Raw genomic sequence first — 19,450 nt, 5'->3', positions numbered from 1 at the left:
CCTGTCGCCGGAGGCTACCCGCGAATCAGAACACTGACACTTCGATCTTGGTCGGCGGCTCAGCGGCTCGTGTCGTCGCGGTGCCAGGTTCGGAAGTCCTTCGTACGGACCGCGCGCCGAGCGCGTAGCTTGGTGGCGACTGTGAGCGCGAAGAACCAGGCGACCTTCGGCGTGGCGCGGAACGGTGCCGCCCCGGCGACCGCCAGCAGATCGGACAGCGAGGTCCGCGCCGATCCCGAGGCCGAGGACAGCGCCGGGTCGTCGGCGGCCTGGAGCGTCGAGACCAGGGCGCGGGTGCGGATCCTGAGCAGCGCCCGGGCCGTGCGCGGCGGGTGCACCACCACGCGGGACTCCGGCACCACCCGGCGCTGCGACGGCTCGAAGAGCAGCGAGGCGGCCAGGTCGTCGCCGAGCAGCGGCGGCAGCGCGCGCAGCCGCTCCCAGCCCTCGCGCGAGACCCCGACCACGCCGCGTCCGAACAACCCGGTGCGCACCACCGGCAGCTCGTCCCACACGTCGTAGAACCACCGCACGGTCCACGGCCGCCGGTCGGCGGGCATCGCGCGCGACGGGCCGGCCGCCAGGACGCCGGGATCGTCGAACGCCGCCGCGAGGGCGCGCACGTCCCGCGGTCCGAGCTCGACGTCGGCGTCCACATACAGCCGGGGGAAGCCCTCGGCGTGCTCGTCGGCCAGCCGCATGGCGGCGTGCTTGTTCGCCTGGGGCATGACCAGGACCTTGACGTCCGGGAACGCGCCGGCGATCTCCGCCGTGTCGTCCGAACAGCCGTTGGCGACGACCCAGACCTCGAACTCGCCCGGCGCGGCCCCGGCCAGAAGTCCGCCGAGCAGACGTCCGACCACGCTGGCCTCGTTGTGCGCGGGGATGACCACTGACACCACGATTGCCGAGTATCGCATCGGAATCCGCACGCGTCCTGTCAGGGTTCTAACGCTCTTGTGGGGTTGTTCCCGGCTTTGCGAGCATGGCCCGGTGACGGACGCTCTGGAGCAACCCCGGATCCTGGTCATGGTGTCGGCGGGCTGGTTCCCGCCCTACCTGGAAGAGGTCGCCGAACAGGCGAAGACCGGGACGCGCTCGAAGGTCTGGCTTTACGACCTGCCCTACGACCTGACGGTCCTCGACCAGCGCTTCCTGACCGGTCCGTCGCGGACACGCAGGCTGATATACGGCAAGCTGCCGCTCCCGCTGGCCTTCGCCGCCGAAGCCTTCCGCGTGCGCGGGAAGTACGACGCGATCTTCGCCTGGGGCGCCGAGGCCTCGAGCCTGCCGCTGGCCCTGGCGCTGCGCTTCACCGGCCGCCGCAAGCGCGCCAAGCTCGTCACCCTCTACAGCTGGATCTCCTCCGGCGCCAAGGCGAAGCTGCTGCGGTACGCCTGGCCGGGGATCACGACGATGGTCCTGCCGCCCACGGCGCAGGCCGAGTTCGCGGTCAAGCAGCTGGGGGTGCCCGCGGAGCGGATCGTGTCGCCGAAGTGGGTCGTGGACACCGGGTTCTTCGACCCGGAGTTGGCCAAGCCGGGGACTCCCGACGACCCGGACGGCGGGGACGGTGGAGACGGCAAGGACGGCGCGGACGCGGTGATGATCTGCTCCGCCGGCCGCGAGAACCGGGACTTCGCCACCCTGATCGCCGCGCTCGACGGCACCGGCGTGCGCTGCCACATCGCCGGCTCGCTGGTCGCGGGCATGGACGACCGCTGGCGGGCCGAACTCGGCGACCGCGGCGAGCGCGTCGAGCTGCCGGAAGGCGTCACCTTCGGGCCGCTGTCGGCGGTGGAGCTGCGGGACCTGTACGCGCGCTCGCGATTCGTCGTGCTCCCGCTGCATCCCAGCGACACCGACCACGGGGTCAGCTGCATGATCGAGGCTTTCGCGATGGGACGCGCGGTGGTGTGCACGCGGGTCGACGGCCAGCGCGACGCGCTGGAGGAGGGCGTCAACGGCGTGTTCGTGCCGGCCCACGACGCGGCGGCGCTGCGGGCGCGGATCCTGGAGCTGATCGCCGACACCGAGAGGACGGAAGCCATGGGGCGCGAGGCCCGGCGGCTGGCCGAGACGGAGTTCGGGATGGACCGGTGGGTGGCCGAGCTGACGGAGGTGCTCGATGCCGTCGTCCGCTGAGGAACTGCCCGGGGCCGTGCTGGTCGTGGTCACGTGGAACAGCGCCGATGTCCTGCCGGGGCTGCTGGACTCGCTGGAGTCCGGGATGGCCGGGCTGCGCTGGCGGCTGGTGGTCGCCGACAACGACTCCGCCGACGAGACGTCCGATCTGGTGCGGACGAAGGCACCCGACGCGCTCCTGGTCCAGACGGGACGCAACGCCGGCTACGCCGCCGCGATCAACGCGGCGCTGGAGGCGGTCGGTCCGTTGGACGAGAAGACCGACGCCGTCCTGGTCTGCAATCCGGACATCCGGATGCGGCCGGGGTGCGGCGCGGCTTTGGTGCGCGGACTGGAAAGGCCGGGCACCGGGATCACCGCGCCGCTGCTGTACGACGGAACCGGCCGCATGATCAGAACCCTGCGGCGTGAGCCGAATCCGTTGCGTCTGGTGGGCGAGATGGTGCTCGGGGCGAATCGCTCGGGACGGTTCGCCGCCCTCGGTGAGCAGGTCGTGGATCCGCAGGCGTACAAGGGCCCTACGCGCGCGGACTGGGTCGCCGGATCGCTGATGGCGTTGTCGCGGGAGTGCGTCGAGACATGCGGGCCGTGGGACGAGTCCTTCTTCCTCTACTCCGAGGAGACGGAATACGCCTTGCGGGCAAGGGACCGTGGTTTGTCGACGCGGTTGGCGCCCGAGGCGGTCGCGGTGCATCTGGAAGGCGAGGCCCTTGTCTCGCCGAAGCTGTGGACGCTGCTGACGGTGAACCGGATTCGGCTTTACCGGCGCACGCATAGCGCTCCGGCGGTCGCGGCCTTCTGGGGCGCGTTGCTGTTGCGGGAGGCGTCGCGGGCGTTGCTCGGACGGGCCAGCAGCAAGGCTGCGGTGCGTGCGTTGGTGAGCCCGGCTCGGCTGCGGGCCAAGCCGGGGCCTTGACGCCTGCTCCTACTTCCTCCTGTTCAGTGCCGCGCGCACCGTACGGGCCGCGACGGCGCGTGCGGCTTCGGCCGCCGCCAGCGCCAGGCCGCCGACCCCCGACGTCAGCCGCAGGGCCGAGCGGCTGAAGGCCAGCGGCTCGAACCGGCCGTCGCGCAGGGCGTCCTCGACGGTGGTGCGGGACGGCGGGCCGGTGAGGGTCAGCTCCATCGCCAGCGGGAAGAACTGCCGGGCGCCGTGGAAGTCCAGGGCCACGAACGGCGGCAGGCCCAGGCGCTCGGCGTAGGCGCGGGCCTGGCGGTTCGGGGCCCAGCCGTCGTACTTGCGGTTCCAGATCTCGACGGCGGTCAGGTCCTTGGCCCAGGCCGGGTCGAAGCGTCGCCAGGCGTTGCGGCGCCAGGGGTGCGCGAAGACGGCGACGCCGTCCGCCGCGCGGGTGTGGGCCAGGACGTCGGCGATGTCGGGGGTCTGGCTCAGGAACGGGACCTCGCCCCAGACCGGGATGTGGACGACGTTGTCGGCGTCGTTGTACTCCAGGCCCGGGACGACCAGGACGCCGTCGCCGGAGGCCGCGGCGCACGCCTGGACGTACTCCTCCCACTTGGCCTCGGTGAACGTGCGGCTGTGCTCGCACATCAGCAGGACGCTGCGGCCGCGTTTGCGGAACGCGGCCGCCAGGCGGTCCAGAGGCCAGGAGGCGTCGTCGGACCACTCGGAGTGGATGTGCGCCACCGCGCGGACCGTTGTCACGAGGTTCTCCGTCTCATCCGGGCGGCTTGGGCGGACAGGGTGGACCAGGTGTCGCGCCAGAAGACGCGGCGCTCGCCCCGGCGCAGGTTGTACCAGCGGTCGGCGCGCGTCGGCCGCAGGGCCGCCAGCGTCGCGCCGCGCTTGGGCCACGGGCCGGGGTGGTCGGCGATCGGGCCGCGCAGCACGGCGGCCAGGTGGATCAGCTCCCGGCCGAGGTGCCGGCAGACGATGTGCGGCGGCTCCGGATCCGGCGGCTCGGGCACGAACGCCGGCTCGAGCGCCTGCCGCACGGCCCAGACCGGATAGTCGAAGCCGCGGCGGACGGCCAGCGCCATGCTGCCCCAGGGCCGCCCGTTGACCTCCATGAACCACGGGGTCCCGGCGGCGTCGCGCAGCAGCTCGAGCATGAACATGCCGCGCCAGCCGACCGAGGCCAGGAGCATCTCGGCCCGCGGCCGCAGATCCTCCTCGACCGCGATCGAGCGGCACGCACTGGACGCCGACCCGCGCGGATCGGTCATCCGTACCCGGCGATGGCCGCTCCAGGCCCGGATGCCGTCCGGGGTCGCGAACCCGAAGACCCCTTCTCCCACACCGGTCAGCAACTGCTGCACCAGCACGGGCCCGGCGAGCTCCTCGGTGGCCGCGGCGATATCGGCCTCGGTGGCCGCGACCCGGCCCCCGGGACGCACCAGCTTGCCGTCCAGCTCGACGGCGGCCAGCGCGGCCTTGACCACCCACGGCCCGGCGGCGGTACGCGCCGGCACCGCGAACCCGGCATCGGCGGCGGCCTCGACCTGCAGCCGCTTGTCGAGCGCGAAGGCCGCGGCCTTGCCGGTGGCCCCCGCGACAAGCAGATCGGTCCGGTCGGCGACCCACACGGCGAGGTCGTCGAGGGGAAGCAGCACGGAAGTCCCGAGCCGATGCGCGGCGTTGACGACATCGGCGACGCAGGCCGCCGCATCGTCCTCGGGCGCGGTGACCGGCACTACGCGCACCCGGCGTGACGCGGCCAGCGGCGGCGAGGTCCCGCGCCGCGCGAAGGCGAACACCTCGTGGCCGGCGTCGGCCAGCGCCCAGGCGGACTCGATCGCGGCGAAGGCATCGGCGAAGCCGATGAGGACGCGAGTGGTCATGGGGAGGGGCTCGCCTTCGCGACGGTGGGGAGGGGGATGGGGATGCGGCGGAGGTCGCGCCGGGCAGTGGCGGCGAACTCGGCCGCGATCGAAGCCGGTCTCACCGCCACGCCTTCACCATCAGCACCGCCCGATCCGCCGCGCGCCCCGTCGTGGACCGCGGCGTCAGCATCCGCGCTCGCACCGTCTCCGGCGTGTCGCCGGCCTCGACGCTGTAGCGCGGTTGCAGCCAGGCGCCGCTGTGGGCGGGGCGTGCGTCGCTGGTGAACACCGTGCGGTAGCCCGCCTTTCGAAGGGCTTGCAGGACCTTGCGGTCGTAGGCGCCGAAGGGGCAGGCGGCGGTGTCGACCGGGCGGCCGCTGTGTTCGGCGATGCGGCCTCGGGCGTCCTCGAGTTCCCTGATGTGGTCCGTGGCCAGGGCCGTGGTCCAGGGGCGGTGGGCCGCGCCGTGGGTGCCGACCGTCATGCCGGCGGCGGTGAGGTCCCGCAGGGCGCCGGGTTCGAGGTTGCCTGGGGTGCCCAGGCGGTCGGCGATCGGGAAGAAGTCGGCTCGCAGGCCGCGCTCCCGCAAAGCCGGTAGGGCGATGGCCGCGTCGGAGGCGTTGCCGTCGTCGAAGCTCAGGCGGATGTTGGGCTGGTCGGCGCAGAAGTCCAGGACGCGCAGGAACGCCGACTCCGTCACCCAGTAGCGGTGCTCGTCCGGTTCGCGTTCGGGGCCGTCCGGGATCCCGATGCCGTGGAACGAGATGTTCCTCAAATCCGTGGCGCTCATTCGCTCTCCCCCTTGTCGCTCTTGTTGCTCTTATTGCTCTTGTCGTCCTTGTCCCACTGTGTGTAGAAGCTCGACGGGTTCACCAGGTACCGGACCGTCGGGGACGGCAGGTGGGTGATGCGGTGGCGGCGCGTGAAGCGGTACATCATTTCCCAGTCCTCGCGCGGCAGCAGGCCGATGGGCCGGGGCATCCGGCTGAAGATCAGGGCCCGGCTGCGGACCGCCACGAAGGCGTTGCAGTCGAGGAAGGAGTCCCACGACGCGCGCTTGCGGTCGAAGGGCACTGACAACACGTCCAGATCGGATCCGTCCGGCAGCACCCGATGCAAGGCGGTGTATACGCCAGACAGGCGCGGGGAATCCATCAGGGTTTTCACCGTCAGGGCCAAATGCTCAGATTCCCAGAGATTGTCGTCGTCCAGAAACGCGACGTAGCGCGATTCCGTCAGCCGCATTCCCACGTTCCGGACCAGCCCCAAAACGTGCGAATTCTCCGACAGCGACACTGTCCGTAGTCGCGGATCGTCCGGGAGTTCGGCGGCTTCCAGCCCGCCGCCGCCGTCGTCCACCACCACCACGACAAAGTCCGACCAGGTCTGTGCCAGGACAGAGCCCACCGCGGCGGCGAGTCCGTCCGGTCGGCGGTAGGTCGGGATCACCACCGCGACCCGCGCCGACAACAACGGTGCTTCGGCCCGTAGCCGCTTCACTTCGCGATCTTCGAAGCGCCGCATGCGGAGCGCACCCGGCCATTTCAAGGTTTTGTTGCGTATCTCAAAGATCACCTGCCATCCGATCAGTCGGTTGAGCGTGTCTTTGCCCCAGCGCAGCGCAGTGCGCGCCATTCTCATCCCCCCACTCCACCGGCCCTGCTGGGCTTCGGTGGTTGTCCCACACACGACCATGTCTGGACAGAGTACGTATAACAGCAGAACGACGCTAAGTGTTAGCCATGATAACTCTCCGGTACAACTCGCGCGAAGTATCCCAGCCCACTACCATGCTTCCAGTTCGACAAGTGTTCGTGCGGTTACGCAGCGGTCATGGCCGGGGGTAGTGCGGGGCGGTAGGCGTCGAGCGGTGCGATGGAGTTCCGTGGGGGGATTTCGGCATGGCGGTCGGGTCGGGCGTTGAAAGTACGGTCGTGCGAGTACGTCTCGCACGACCCCGGACGAGTTACGGCAGGCGCGCCGGTGCGGCGCTCCTGGTGGCTATGGACTGGACCTGCGCGACCGCGGCCACGTGGCTGGCGGTCCCGGTCCAGGACGACTGGCCGGCGCTGGTCGCCGTGCCCGTCGCGTGGGTCGGTGCTGCGGGCGCGCACCGGCTCTACGAGCGGCGGCACGTGGGGCCGGGCACCGAGGAGTATCACAGGATTCTGCGGGCCTGCCTGGCCGCGATGGCAGCGCTGTCGGCGCTGTGCGCGCTGGTCGCCCGCAACGAGAGACTGGTGCGCGGGGTGCTCTTGGCGGCCCCGATGGCGGCGTTGGCGTCGCTGGTGGCGCGTAAAGCGTTCCGAGCCTTGCAAGCACGGCACCCGGGGCTGGCCTCAAGGCCAGCTCTCTTGGTTGGCAGCTCCATCCAGTGCTCGGCGATGGCCGCGATCCTGCGGCGCGAGCGCTCGGGGCTGCGGGCGGTGGCGTCGCTGGAGGTCGCCGGGCCCGCTGTGCCCGGCGCGGCGATGACGACGGCCTCGGGGTCGGTGCCGCCGACCCCGCAGGACCCGCTGGACCCGCTGAACGTCGGCACGCTGACCGCGCACGGCGGACCGAGCGACGCCGAACAGGTCGCGACCGCCTTGCAGGTGACCGGATGCGAGGTCGTGGTGCTGATGCCCGGCCCGCATCTGGGGGCGGCGGCGCTGAGCAGCCTGGGCTGGAGGCTGGCCGGCCTGGGTGCGGACATCCTGGTCGCGCCGTTCCTGAACGAGATCGCGCCGGCGCGGCTGGCGGTCCGGCGGGACGGCGGCGTGCCGCTGTTCCACGTCCGCGCGCCCAAGCTGTCGCGCGGTTCCCGCGTTCCCAAGGAGCTCGGCGAGCGCGCGGCGGCGGCGATCGGCATCCTGCTGCTGGCGCCGATCTTCCTGGCGGTGTCGCTGGCGATCCTGGTCGGCGACGGGCGTCCGGTCTACTTCCGGCAGACGCGCGTGGGCCTGCGCGGCGAGCACTTCGTCCTCTACAAGTTCCGCACCATGTCCGTCGGCGCGGCCGAGGCGAAGAAGGGGCTCACGCACCTGAACAAGAACGCCGACGGCCTGCTGTTCAAGATGCGGCGGGACCCGCGGGTGACGAAGGTCGGCGCGGTGCTGCGGCGGTACTCGCTGGACGAGCTGCCGCAGCTGCTCAACGTCGTGCGCGGCGACATGGCGCTGGTCGGGCCGCGTCCGCCGCTGCCGGAGGAGGCCGCGAAGTACAGCGAGGAGGTCCGGCGCCGGCTGCTGGTCAAGCCGGGCCTGACCGGGCTGTGGCAGGTCAGCGGCCGCTCCGACCTGGCATGGGCGGACGCGGTGCGGTTGGACCTGGGGTACGTCGAGAACTGGTCGTTGGGCCTGGACGCGGAGATCCTGCTGCGCACCGGCTCGGCCGTCGTCAAGGGCAAAGGAGCGTACTGAGAATGTCGGGGGGAATTTCGGCCGCCGAGCGGCCGGGTATCGCCGTCGTCGGCGCCGGGTACTGGGGGCCGAACCTGGTGCGGAACCTCATGGGTTCGCCGGACTGGGACCTGCGCTGGTTGATCGATCTGGACACCGCGCGGGCCGAGAAGGTCGCGGCGCCGTACGCCAGCGTCCGGGTCAGCGGCGCGCTGGACGACGCGCTGTCCGACCCGGACGTGAAGGCGGTGGCGATCGCGACGCCGGCCCGCACGCACCGGGACGTGGCGATGGCCGCGTTGCGTGCCGGGCGGCACGTACTGGTCGAGAAGCCGCTGGCGGCCACCGAGGCCGAGGGCGCCGAGCTGGTCGCCGAGGCGGCCGAGCGGAACCTGATCCTGATGTGCGACCACACCTACTGCTACACCCCGGCCGTCCTGGCCATCAGGGAGCTGATCCACTCCGGGGAGCTCGGCGAGGTCCACTTCGTCGACTCGGTGCGGATCAACCTGGGGCTGATCCAGCCCGACGTGGACGTGCTGTGGGACCTGGCCCCGCACGACCTGTCGATCCTGGACTTCATCCTCCCGCCGGGCGTGAAGCCGGTGGCGGTGGCCGCGACCGGTGCGGACCCGATAGGCGCCGGCCGGAATTGCGTGGCGTACCTGACGCTGTCCCTGTCCTCCGGAGCGATCGCGCACGGCCACGTGAACTGGCTGTCCCCGACCAAGGTGCGCACCACCATCGTCGGCGGCTCCAAGCGCACGCTGGTCTGGGACGACCTGAACCCCGCGCAGCGGGTCAGCGTCTTCGACCGCGGTGTGGACCTGGCCAACCCCGAGGAGCTCGCCGCCGACCAGCGGCGCGCGGCCCTGGTGTCCTACCGGACCGGCGACATGGTCGCGCCGGCGCTGAACGAGCGGGAGGCGCTGGCGGTGGCGGTCGAGGAGTTCGCCCGCGCCGTGCGCACCGGCACGCCGGCGGCCACCGACGGCCGCGCGGGACTGCGGGTCCTGCGAATCCTCGAGGCCGCCTCGCGCAGCCTCGCCGAGAACGGAGCCCTCGTGGCTGTGAACGAAGATGCCTTGGAGGGCGTGTGACTGGCTTGGGCACCAATGACGACACCGGCGCGGCGGTCGGCCTGGCGGGCGGCAGCGCGCTGGTCACCGGCGGCGCCGGCACCATCGGCTCGCACGTGGTGGACCGGCTGCTGGACGCCGGCTGCGAGTCGGTGACCGTGCTGGACAACTTCGTCCGCGGCCGGCGGGCCAATCTGGCCGCGGCGCTGCCGAGCGGCCGGGTGCGCGTCGTCGAGGGCGACATCAGGGACCGGGAGCTGCTCGCCGAGCTGTCCGCCGGCACCGACGTGGTGTTCCACCTGGCGGCGATCCGGATCACGCAGTGCGCCGAGGAGCCGCGGCTGGCCAACGAGGTGCTCGTCGACGGCACGTTCAACGTGCTGGAGGCCGCGGCGGCGGCCGGGGTGAAGAAGGTCGTGGCCTCCTCCTCGGCCTCGGTCTACGGCCTGGCCGAGCAGTTCCCGACCGACGAGCGGCACCACAGCTACAACAACGACACCTTCTACGGCGCGGCGAAGGCCTTCAACGAGGCCATGCTCCGCAGCTTCAAGAGCATGTACGGGCTCGACTACGTCGCGCTGCGGTACTTCAACGTCTACGGCCCGCGCATGGACATCCACGGCCTCTACACCGAGGTCCTGATCCGCTGGATGGAGCGCATCGCCGCCGGCACGCCGCCGCTGATCCTGGGCGACGGCACGCAGACGATGGACTTCGTGCACGTCGCGGACATCGCGCGGGCCAACGTCCTGGCGGCCGCCGCGGACCTCACCGACGAGGTGTTCAACGTGGCCTGCGGGGTCGAGACCAGCCTGAACGACCTGGCCAAGACGCTGCTGGAGGTCATGGGCTCGGACCTGCCGGTGGAGTACGGGCCGCCGCGCGCGGTCAACGGCGTGACCCGGCGCCTGGCCGACATCTCGCAGGCCGAGTCGCGGCTGGGGTTCAAGGCCGAGATGCAGCTGCGCGAGGGCCTGACGGACCTGGTGCAGTGGTGGCGCAGCGAGCAGGAGGCGGCGCCCGAGCCGGTACCGGTGCCGGTGTCCAAGGTCGCCGCGGCGGCAGAGCGCGCCGCGGCGGCGGCCATGGCGACGTCCGGTGTCGCCGGCGAGGGTGCTGTGGCTGAGGGCTCTGTTGCCGCGGGCTCTGTTGCCGAGGGAGTCGCTTCGTGAGCAGCGCGGTGGCCACCGGGGTTGGCATGCCCGAGGCCGGGGTGCCCGAGGCTGGGACGCCCGAGGCCCAGGCGCCCGCCCGGATCCCGGTGATGGTGCCCTGGCTCGGCGAGGAGGAGGCCGAGGCCGCCGCCGAGGCGGTGCGCTCCGGCTGGGTCGCCCAGGGGCCGCGCGTCGCCGAGTTCGAGCGGGCCTTCGCCGCCGAGGCCGGCGCCGCGCACGGCGTCGCCGTCAGCTCCGGCACCGCCGCGCTGCACCTCGGCCTGGTGGCGCTCGGAGTCGGCGCCGGTGACGAGGTGGTGGTGCCGTCGCTGTCCTTCATCGCGACGGCGAACGCCGCGCGCTACGTCAACGCCGTCCCGGTGTTCGCCGACGTGGACGTCGAGACCGGGAATCTGACCCCTGACACGGTCGCCGCCGTGCTGACGCCCCGGAGCCGCGCGGTGATCCTCGTCCACCAGGGCGGCGTGCCGGCGGACCTGGACGCGCTGCGCGGCCTGTGCCGGGAGCGCGGTCTGGCGCTGCTGGAGGACGCGGCGTGCGCGGCCGGCGTCCGGTACCGGGGCGCGCCGGTCGGCGCCGGCGCGCAGGCGGCGGCGTGGTCGTTCCACCCGCGCAAGCTGCTCACCACCGGCGAGGGCGGCATGGTCACCACCGACGACGCCGAGGCCGCGGCCCGGATGCGGCGGCTGCGCGAGCACGGAATGAACGTCTCGGCCGCCGACCGGCACGCGAGTGCCAAGCCGGTGCTGGAGGCATATCTGGAGACCGGGTTCAACTACCGGATGACCGACATCCAGGCCGCGGTCGGGCTGGTGCAGCTGCGCAAGCTGGCCGCGACGGTCGCCGAGCGGCGCGAGATCGCCGCGCGGTACCAGCGCGAGCTGGCGGGGATCCCCGGGCTGTCGCCGGTGACCGACCCCGAATACGGCCGGACCAACTACCAGTCGTTCTGGATCCGGCTGGACGACCGGTTCCCGGTCTCGCGGGACGACCTGCTGCTCCGGCTGTCGGAGGCTGGAGTCTCCGCGCGCCGGGGCATCATGGCCGCCCACATGGAGCCCGCCTACGCGGAGGTCAGCACGCCGCGGCTGCCGGCCACCGAGGCGCTGAGCCTGAACTCGCTGATCCTGCCGGTGTTCCACGGCATGACCGAGGCGCAGCAGGACCGCGTGGTCGCCGTCCTGAAGGCGGCCGCCCCGTGACCGAGCTGCGCATCGCGATCGCGGGAGCCGGCGGCTTCGGCCGGGAGACGGCCGAGGCCCTGCGCGACCGGTATCCGGGCTCTGACGTGTTCGCCGGCTTCCTCGACGACGCGCTGCCCGGGCTGCCGATCGCCGACCAGGTCAGGGGGCCGATCGACCTGATCCGGTCGCTGCCGGAGGTGCGGCTGGTGGTCTGCGTCGGCAACCCGCGCGACTACTTCGGGCGGGCCCGGATCGTCGAGCGGCTGGGCCTGCCCGACCGCCGGTACGCGACCATCGTGCACCCCTTCGCGCAGCTGTCCCGCAGCTCCACGGTCGGCGCCGGATCGGTGCTGCTGGCCGGGGTGGTCCTGACCGCCGACGCGACGATCAGCCGGCACGTGGCCGTGATGCCGCACGCCGTGGTGACCCACGACGTCGTGGTCCGGGACTACGCGACGCTGGCCTCCGGGGTGAAGCTCGGCGGCGGCGTGGTCGTCGACGAGGGCGCCTACATCGGGGCCGGGGCGATGGTGCGTGAGGGCGTGCGCATCGGGGCCTGGTCGCAGATCGGCATGGGATCCGTGGTGCTCCAGGACGTCCCGGACCGCGAGGTGTGGGTCGGCAACCCGGCCCGCAAGCTCCGGGACGTCGCCCGCCCGGAGTCCTTAGCGCGCCGGGCGGCGCTGCGATGAACGCGCCGGAGCCGGGCGGCGAGGGTGCGGCAGGACGCCCTCGCCGTCAGTGTCATCGAACCCTTATTCACTTCCACTGTGCCGTGCCCCGCGGCGCCGTCGACCGGAGGACCGATCCATGAGCCCGCGCATACCCCTGGTCGACCTGGCCGCCGCGCATGCCGAGGTGGCCCACGCCGTGCAGGCCGGCTTCGCCGAGGTGCTGGCCACGACCGGCTTCGTCGGCGGCCCGCAGGTGGCGGCCTTCGAGCGCGAGTACGCGGCGTTCGCCGGGGTCGGGCACTGCGTCGGCGTGGCCAACGGCACGGACGCCGTCGAGCTCTCGCTGCGCGCGGTCGGCGTGGTGGCGGGCGACGAGGTGATCGTGCCGGCGAACACCTTCGCGGCGACCGCCGGCGCGGTGGCGCGGATCGGCGCCAAGCCGGTGTTCGTGGACTGCGATCCGGCCTCCTGCCTGATCGACGTCCGGGCGGCGCTGGCCGCGATCCGGCCGGCCACCAAGGCGATCGTGCCGGTCCACCTGTACGGGCAGCTCGCGCCGGTCGAGGAGTTGCAGGCCGGGCTGGCCGGCAGCGGCAGCGACATCCGCACCCGTATCCGCATCGTCGAGGACGCCGCGCAGTGCCAGGGGGCCACGCGCCTGGGCCGCACGCCCGGCTCGGGCCCCGGGGCGATCGCCGCGACCAGCTTCTATCCCGGCAAGAACCTCGGCGCCTACGGGGACGGCGGCGCCGTCCTGACCGACGACGAGGAACTGGCCGCGACGGTGCGCAAGCTGGGCAGCCACGGCGGCCTGGTGAAGTACGCGCACGACATCGCGGGCGTCAACAGCCGGTTGGACGCGTTGCAGGCGGTGGTCCTGCGCGCCAAGCTGCGCCGGCTCCCGGAGTGGAACGCCGCGCGCCAGGCCGCGGCGGCGTACTACGACAAGCTGCTCGCCGACCTCGACGACGTCACCCTGCCGACCGTGCTGCCGGGCAACGAGCACGTCTGGCACCTGTACACGGTCCAGGTCCCCGACCGGGACGCGGTCTTGGCCGCTCTGGAGGCCGAGGGCATCGGCGCGGGGATCCACTACCCGGTGCCGCTCCATCGGACCGGCGCGTTCGCCACCGACGCGTCGTATCCGCACGCCGAACATGTCGCGGCGCACACGCTCTCCCTGCCGCTGCACCCGCATCTGATGCGGGAGCAGCAGGAGACCGTCGTCGCCGCCCTGGCCCGGGCGCTTTCGGCGCACCGGAGCCGTCTGTAGCAAGACAGAGCACTGCGAACGAGGTCGCGGAACGATGGCGCACAACAGAATTTACAGAGGGCTCAGACAGTCGGCCTATGCGGTCGTCGCGATGGCGGTCGCCTCAGTGGTGACGGTGTGGAGTGTGGCCGGACCGGCGCACGCGGCCGCGTGCGCCAACACGGTGGCGTGCGAGAACCAGCAGACCACCGGAGTGGAGGACCTGACCGACGGCGCCGGGAACCTGGCGACGTACACCAGCGCCTACGGAGACATCCAGGGGTTCACGACCAACGAGAGCGTGCTGCCCGGCGGCACGATCAGCCTGAAGGTGGAGTCCCCGACGAAGTACGCGGTCGAGGTCGACCGCCTCGGGTACTACGGGGGCAAGGGCTCCCGGGCGATGTCGTGGAGCATGAACACCTCCACCGGGACCTACCCCGCCAACTACACCAACAACCTGCCGGGGTGCGTCTCCGACAAGCCCACCGGCCTGGTGGACTGCGGGAACTGGCCGACCACCGTGGCGATCCAGGTGCCCCCGACCGCCGTGTCGGGGGTCTACATCGTCGCCCTGGAGCAGTGGGACAGCACCGACGCGCTGATCGGCTACATGCCGGTGCCGGTGATCGTCCGGGAGCCGGACAACGCCGCGCACCACAGCGACATCGTGGTGCAGACCTCCGACGAGACCTGGCAGGCCTACAACACTTTCGGCGGCCAGGACGTCTACGTCGGCAACGGCCCGGCGCCGGACGGCCGCGCCTACCGCGTCAGCTACAACCGGCCGCTGCCGGACATCGGGCAGAACGGCATCTTCGGCTCGGAGTTCGCGCTGATCTACTGGCTGGAGGAGAACGGCTACGACGTCAGCTACATCTCCGGGATGGACGCCACGACCGATCCGGCGTCGGTGAGCAACCACAAGGTGTTCATCTCCTCGGGCCACGACGAGTACTGGAACCAGACTCAGTGGAACAACGTCATGGCCGCGCGGCATGCCGGACAGAACCAGATCTTCATGTCCGGCAACGAGGTCTTCTGGCGGACCCGTATGGAGAACAGCATCGACGGGAGCAACACGCCGAACCGCACCATGACCACGTACAAGATGACCAAGCTGTACGGGACCAACCCGGTGGACGGCGTTCCCGACCCGACAGGGCAGTGGACAGGCACCTGGATGGACGCGCACGGCCTGGGCACCGGCGCGGCACCCGAGGACCAGCTGACCGGCACGCTGTTCTCGGTCAACGCGAACCAGTACTCGCCGATCACCTTCTCCTCGCAGTACGCCGATCTGCGCGTCTGGCGCCACACTTCGGTCGCCAGCCTCATGAACGGCTCGGAGAGCACGCCCTACGGCCTGCTCGGCTATGAGTGGGACTCGGACTACGCCGACTCCACCCGGCCGCCGGGGGAGATCGACCTGTCCTCCACCACGCTGACCGTGGACCAGCTGCGCACGGACTACGGCAACGACTACTCGACCGGCCAGGCCACGCACAGCCTGGTGGAGTTCCGCGACCAGACGTCGCACGCGCTGGTGTTCGGCACGGCCACGGTCCAGTGGGCCTGGGGCCTGACGAACCTGCACACCGACAACACCGGCGTCGCCAACCCGCCGAACCCGCCGAACCAGACCACCACGGTGGACCGGGACGTGCAGCAGGCCACCATGAACATGCTGGCCGACGAGGGGGAGCAGCCGACCACGCCGCAGACCGGGCTGGTGACCGGCACGGCGCTGCCGGCCGGCACCGTGGGTCCGACGACGACCGTGACCGCTCCGAGCTCCGGCACCACGGTGCAGGTCCTCAAGCCCCTGACGGCGACCGGCACCGCGGCGCCGGCGCTCGGGACCGTGGTGGCGCGGGTCGAGGTCTCGGTGGACGGCGGCACCACGTGGAACGCCGCCAACACCACGCAGACCACTGGCGGTGCGGTGACCTGGAGCTACGCCTGGACGCCGACGGCCATGGGCAACGCGCAGATCCAGGTGCGCTCCGAGGACGACAACGCGGACATAGGAGCCACGCAGTCGGTCGGCCTGACCGTCGGGCCGCAGGTCTGCCCGTGCGTGATCTTCCCGTCCACCGCCTCGCCGGCGCACCCGGACAGCGGTGACGGCGCGTCGGTGGAGGTCGGGACGAAGTTCAAGACCTCGACCGCCGGCAACATCACCGGCGTCCGCTTCTACCAGAGCCCGACGAACACCGGCTCCCACGTGGCGAGCCTGTGGACCTCGAACGGTCTGCTGATGGCGTCCACGCCGGCCTCGACCGCGACGGTGACGCAGCCGGGCTGGCAGACGCTGAACTTCACCACGCCGGTGTCGGTCAAGGCGAACACGACCTACGTCGTGTCGTACCACGCGCCGGTCGGGCACTATGCGGCCGACGCCGGGTACTTCACGAACGGCGGGGCCGGGGCGGCGCCGATCCAGGCGCAGCAGTCGACGAGCTCCAGCGGGAACGGCGTCTACTCCTACGGATCCTCGACGACCTTCCCGAACAACTCCTACAACGACACCAATTACTGGGTGGACCCGGTGTTCGACAACACCGGGATCCCGACCACGCCGCCGAAGGTGACCTCGACGACCCCGGGCTCCGGGGCGACCGCGGTATCGCCGACGACGCAGGTGTCGGCCTCGTTTAGCGCCTCGATGGACCCGACGACGGCGACCTTCACGGTGAAGGACGGGACGGGGACCGCGGTGCCCGGCTCGATCAGCTATACGTCGTCGACGAACACGATCGTGTTCACCCCTGACAGCCCGCTGGCACTGAGCACCGGGTACACCGCCTCGCTCATGGCCGACGACGCCTATGGCAACGCGATGAGCGCGCCGGCGATGTGGCAGTTCACGACCGCCGCCACGATGCCCGCGCCGTCGTGCCCCTGCACGCTGTGGCCGACGTCCACGGTGCCGACGACGGCGGACTCCGGGGACGGCAACTCGGTGGAGCTCGGGGTGAAGTTCTCCTCCTCGGTGGCGGGGAACGTGACCGGTCTGCGGTTCTACAAGAGCGCCGCGAACACCGGCACGCACACCGGCACGCTGTGGAGCGCCACCGGCCAGCAGCTGGCGACCGGGACGTTCACCGGCGAGAGTGCCTCCGGCTGGCAGACGCTGACGTTCGCGACCCCGGTCTCGATCGCGGCGAACACGCAGTACGTGGTCTCGTACCACGCGTCTTCCGGGCACTACGCGGCCGACGCCGGATACTTCACCAACCCGCACAACTACTATCCGCTCACCGCGCCGGCGACGTCGAACGGGCTCTATTCATACGGGTCCACGACGACGTTCCCGACCAACACCTACAACGCCACGAACTACTGGGTCGACCCCGTCTTCCAGACGACCGCCCCGGCCGCCAGCCCGGCGGCGTCGCAGCTGTCGAGCCCGAGCGCGCGCGTGAGCGGCAGCCGGGTCTCGGGTGCGGCGGGCGCCGCGGTGACGGGCGGGAACGTGGCGGGGACGGCGGCCACGCCGTCGGGCAACAAGATCACGCTGCTGAAGGATCCGGTGATGGATCCGACGCACCCGATCACCACGGTGCTCCCGGCGACGGCCGACCCGGCCTCGGTGAAGATGACCGTGGTCACGGCGGCTCCGGTTCCGGGGCAGGAGTGGCCGGCCGGGACGATCATGCCGGGGTACGTGACGTTCGATCCGGCGACGCACATCGTGGCGTTCCATCCGTCGGGGATGCTGCCGCGCGACGCGTCGTACCGGGTGACGGTGACCGCGAACGTCGACAACGACGATCCGACGCCGCCGCTGACGTGGGTGATCGCGCCGACGACGGTGACCGGCGGAGCGCCGGCGCTGCCGGGGCAGGGAACGCCGTTGGGTGTGGCGCCCGGGGTGTTGCCGTCGCCTTCGTATGGGAGCCGGAGTAACAAGCCGGGCATCAAGTAAGGGTTCTGGGTTCGGATGGAAGGTGGTCGGCCGGGCTCCGTGTCGCGGTTGCGCGCGGGGCTCGGCCGACCGCTTGTTCGCTTGTTCGCTAGTGGTGCTTCAGTGATAAGTGGATCGGGCGGAGTGTTATGGGCAGTGTCAGTGTCGTGATCCCGTGCTACCGGTACGGGCACTTCTTGGCCGATTGCGTGCGCAGCGTGCTGGACGAGCAGCCCGGCGTGGACGTCCGGGTCCTGATCATCGACGACTGCTCGCCCGACGACTCGGCGGACAAGGCCCGGGAACTGGCGGCGGCCGACCCGCGCATCTCGGTGGCGGTGCACGAGGTGAACCGGGGCCACATCGCGACGTACAACGAAGGGCTGCTGGACTGGGCCGACGGCGACTACTGCGTGCTGCTGTCGGCGGACGACCGGCTGACACCCGGAGCGCTGGTCCGCGCGACGGCACTACTGGACGCGCACCCCTCGGTCGGCTTCGTGTACGGACACCCGCTGACCTTCCAGGACGGCGAGCCCCTCCCCCCGGCACGCGGCGCCGACTGGCACACCGGCCAGTGGGCGGTACGGCCCGGCCTGTGGTGGCTCCGCCGCCGCTTCCGCACAGCGGAGGGCTGCATCACCTCACCGGAGGTGGTGATGCGCACCTCGGTGCAGAAGCGCATCGGCGGCTACGACCCGGCCCTCCCGCACTCCGGCGACATCGAGATGTGGATGCGCGCCGCCTCGGTGGCCGGCGTCGGCCACATCCGCGCCGCGGACCAGGCGTACTACCGCCGCCACGGCGCGAACATGTCGACCGTCGACTTCGGCGGCCAACTCGACGACCTGCGCCAGCGGCGCGCGGCGTTCGAGTCCGTCCTGGTGAAGTGCGGCGACGCCCTGCCGAACGCGGACGCCTGGGCCGGGGAGATGCGCCGCAAGCTGGCACGGCAGGCGCTGCGCCGAGCGGTCCGCGCGTACGACAAAGGGCTGACAGGCACGGTCCCGGTGACGGAACTGGTCGCCTTCGCCGAGGACTGCTGGCCGGAGTACCGGCACCTGCCGGAGTACGCGGGCCTGCGAGTCCGGCGCGCGGTCGGGGAGCGGGCGATGCCGTACCTGCGCCCGCTGGTGGTGAGCGCGGCGGTGAATCGAGGGCGGGAGTGGGTGTGGTGGCAGTCTTGGCGGCGGCGGGGGTGGTAGGTCGCGCGAAGCCGTAAAAAGGGCGCCTCTGACGTGTGTGTGGGTGAGTTTCTCGTGCGGGTGCGGGTGCGGGTGCGGGTGCGGGTGGGGTGGGGGTGCGGGTGGGATGGGGGCTTGCAGGCGTTTCTTGACGGCTTCGCGCAGGGTTTGCGGGATCCGCTGGTGGCGCGGTTCGGGGGCGGCGCTGGTTTCGCGGGGCGGCGGTGGTGTGGGTAGGTGGGCGGCTCTACTGCGACAGTCAAGGGCAACTGCGACAGTCAAGGGCAAGGTCAAGAGCCTGAAGAGCGCCTCCGGCGGCGCCTGCGCGGCGAGCGGCCTCGCTCCGGGGAGTGGGGGCTGCGCTGGCTGCTGCCGGTCGTTGCTTGTGGTCGCCTTCGTCCCGGATTCCCCGTCGCTTCGTCGCCTTACGGAAGCAGGCCGGTCCGGTGGTATCAAGTCGGATCGCCCAGCTGGTGGCCAGGTATCAGCGACTTGACACCACCGGCCCGGCCTGCTTGGCTTCGCCCGCCGAAGCGACGGGGAATCCGGGACAACCCCGGTCTGTGGTGTGGACGGGGTCCACTCCGTGAGGTACAGCGGCGGCCGGGCGGTGTGTGCGTGTGGTGCGGGAACCGTTCCCACAGGCGGGGGTTGTCCCGGATTCCCCGTCGCTTCGGCGGTGC

15 protein-coding genes are annotated in these 19,450 nt (G+C 71.6%); 10 read left to right on the top strand and 5 right to left on the bottom strand.

Translation table 11 applies throughout. The features are described 5' to 3' along the window. Positions 1-59: 59 nt before the first annotated feature. Positions 60-920, bottom strand: coding sequence for a glycosyltransferase family 2 protein (locus ABIA35_RS20740; protein ID WP_370358934.1), 861 nt, complete (start codon positions 918-920; stop codon positions 60-62). Positions 921-993: 73 nt separating this feature from the next. Here ABIA35_RS20740 and ABIA35_RS20735 point away from each other — a divergent pair, with 73 nt between their 5' ends. Then, on the top strand, positions 994-2,145 hold the full coding sequence (locus tag ABIA35_RS20735; protein ID WP_370336069.1) for a glycosyltransferase family 4 protein: 1,152 nt from the start codon (positions 994-996) through the stop codon (positions 2,143-2,145). Next, positions 2,129-3,061 carry a glycosyltransferase family 2 protein gene (locus ABIA35_RS20730; protein ID WP_370358933.1) on the top strand — a complete coding sequence of 311 codons (933 nt, stop codon included), beginning with the start codon at positions 2,129-2,131 and terminating at the stop codon, positions 3,059-3,061. Before ABIA35_RS20735 ends, ABIA35_RS20730 begins: the two co-directional genes overlap by 17 nt. Before the next feature lie 9 nt (positions 3,062-3,070). Here ABIA35_RS20730 and ABIA35_RS20725 read toward each other — a convergent pair whose 3' ends face one another. From ABIA35_RS20725 to ABIA35_RS20710, 4 genes are all read right to left on the bottom strand, one after another. Next, a complete protein-coding gene (locus tag ABIA35_RS20725) occupies positions 3,071-3,811 on the bottom strand; it encodes a PHP domain-containing protein (RefSeq protein WP_370358932.1) in 741 nt (246 codons plus the stop codon). Further along, complete coding sequence (locus ABIA35_RS20720; protein WP_370358931.1) at positions 3,808-4,947, bottom strand: hypothetical protein; 1,140 nt, start codon at positions 4,945-4,947, stop codon at positions 3,808-3,810. The genes ABIA35_RS20725 and ABIA35_RS20720 overlap by 4 nt, the downstream gene beginning before the upstream one ends. 100 nt (positions 4,948-5,047) lie before the next feature. Further along, positions 5,048-5,719, bottom strand: coding sequence for a polysaccharide deacetylase family protein (locus tag ABIA35_RS20715; RefSeq protein ID WP_370358930.1), 672 nt, complete (start codon positions 5,717-5,719; stop codon positions 5,048-5,050). Further along, the gene (locus tag ABIA35_RS20710) at positions 5,716-6,564 is read right to left on the bottom strand and encodes a glycosyltransferase family 2 protein (RefSeq protein WP_370336059.1); all 849 of its coding nucleotides are present in this window, start codon (positions 6,562-6,564) and stop codon (positions 5,716-5,718) included. Before ABIA35_RS20710 ends, ABIA35_RS20715 begins: the two co-directional genes overlap by 4 nt. A 368-nt stretch (positions 6,565-6,932) precedes the next feature. Here ABIA35_RS20710 and ABIA35_RS20705 point away from each other — a divergent pair, with 368 nt between their 5' ends. The 8 genes from ABIA35_RS20705 (at position 6,933) to ABIA35_RS20670 (ending at position 18,788) form a co-directional block, all read left to right on the top strand. Beyond that, the gene (locus tag ABIA35_RS20705) at positions 6,933-8,330 is read left to right on the top strand and encodes a sugar transferase (protein ID WP_370336057.1); all 1,398 of its coding nucleotides are present in this window, start codon (positions 6,933-6,935) and stop codon (positions 8,328-8,330) included. Positions 8,331-8,332: 2 nt separating this feature from the next. Next, positions 8,333-9,409 (top strand): Gfo/Idh/MocA family protein, encoded by a 1,077-nt coding sequence (locus ABIA35_RS20700; RefSeq protein WP_370336055.1) that lies wholly within the window; start codon positions 8,333-8,335, stop codon positions 9,407-9,409. A gap of 5 nt (positions 9,410-9,414) precedes the next feature. Next, positions 9,415-10,560, top strand: coding sequence for an NAD-dependent epimerase/dehydratase family protein (locus tag ABIA35_RS20695; RefSeq protein ID WP_370358963.1), 1,146 nt, complete (start codon positions 9,415-9,417; stop codon positions 10,558-10,560). Between the two features lie 92 nt (positions 10,561-10,652). After that, positions 10,653-11,765 (top strand): DegT/DnrJ/EryC1/StrS family aminotransferase, encoded by a 1,113-nt coding sequence (locus tag ABIA35_RS20690; protein ID WP_370336491.1) that lies wholly within the window; start codon positions 10,653-10,655, stop codon positions 11,763-11,765. Further along, positions 11,762-12,439 (top strand): NeuD/PglB/VioB family sugar acetyltransferase, encoded by a 678-nt coding sequence (locus ABIA35_RS20685; protein WP_370336053.1) that lies wholly within the window; start codon positions 11,762-11,764, stop codon positions 12,437-12,439. Before ABIA35_RS20690 ends, ABIA35_RS20685 begins: the two co-directional genes overlap by 4 nt. A gap of 118 nt (positions 12,440-12,557) precedes the next feature. Next, entirely contained in the window at positions 12,558-13,694 is a 1,137-nt protein-coding gene (locus tag ABIA35_RS20680) for a DegT/DnrJ/EryC1/StrS family aminotransferase (protein WP_370358929.1), read from the top strand. Positions 13,695-13,785: 91 nt separating this feature from the next. Next, positions 13,786-17,604, top strand: a complete 3,819-nt coding sequence (locus tag ABIA35_RS20675) for a DUF4082 domain-containing protein (protein ID WP_370358928.1) — start codon at positions 13,786-13,788, stop codon at positions 17,602-17,604. A gap of 128 nt (positions 17,605-17,732) precedes the next feature. Next, a complete protein-coding gene (locus ABIA35_RS20670; RefSeq protein ID WP_370336047.1) occupies positions 17,733-18,788 on the top strand; it encodes a glycosyltransferase family 2 protein in 1,056 nt (351 codons plus the stop codon). The last annotated feature ends 662 nt before the right edge of the window (positions 18,789-19,450 follow it).

Origin of the sequence: Catenulispora sp. MAP12-49, from assembly GCF_041262705.1 — a bacterium.
Taxonomy (GTDB): domain Bacteria; phylum Actinomycetota; class Actinomycetes; order Streptomycetales; family Catenulisporaceae; genus Catenulispora.
The sequence above is the reverse complement of the archived record's forward strand: the minus strand, read 5'-3'. Positions and strand labels throughout refer to the sequence as shown.

Coding starts and splice junctions, on each gene's coding strand:
- ABIA35_RS20690 (WP_370336491.1), top strand. CDS start 10,653: ATGGTGCCCTGGCTCGGCGAGGAGGAGGCCGAGGCCGCCGCCGAGGCG.
- ABIA35_RS20680 (WP_370358929.1), top strand. CDS start 12,558: ATGAGCCCGCGCATACCCCTGGTCGACCTGGCCGCCGCGCATGCCGAG.
- ABIA35_RS20675 (WP_370358928.1), top strand. CDS start 13,786: ATGGCGGTCGCCTCAGTGGTGACGGTGTGGAGTGTGGCCGGACCGGCG.
- ABIA35_RS20730 (WP_370358933.1), top strand. CDS start 2,129: ATGCCGTCGTCCGCTGAGGAACTGCCCGGGGCCGTGCTGGTCGTGGTC.
- ABIA35_RS20700 (WP_370336055.1), top strand. CDS start 8,333: ATGTCGGGGGGAATTTCGGCCGCCGAGCGGCCGGGTATCGCCGTCGTC.
- ABIA35_RS20670 (WP_370336047.1), top strand. CDS start 17,733: ATGGGCAGTGTCAGTGTCGTGATCCCGTGCTACCGGTACGGGCACTTC.
- ABIA35_RS20720 (WP_370358931.1), bottom strand. CDS start 4,947: ATGACCACTCGCGTCCTCATCGGCTTCGCCGATGCCTTCGCCGCGATC.
- ABIA35_RS20710 (WP_370336059.1), bottom strand. CDS start 6,564: ATGGCGCGCACTGCGCTGCGCTGGGGCAAAGACACGCTCAACCGACTG.
- ABIA35_RS20740 (WP_370358934.1), bottom strand. CDS start 920: ATGCGATACTCGGCAATCGTGGTGTCAGTGGTCATCCCCGCGCACAAC.
- ABIA35_RS20715 (WP_370358930.1), bottom strand. CDS start 5,719: ATGAGCGCCACGGATTTGAGGAACATCTCGTTCCACGGCATCGGGATC.
- ABIA35_RS20705 (WP_370336057.1), top strand. CDS start 6,933: ATGGACTGGACCTGCGCGACCGCGGCCACGTGGCTGGCGGTCCCGGTC.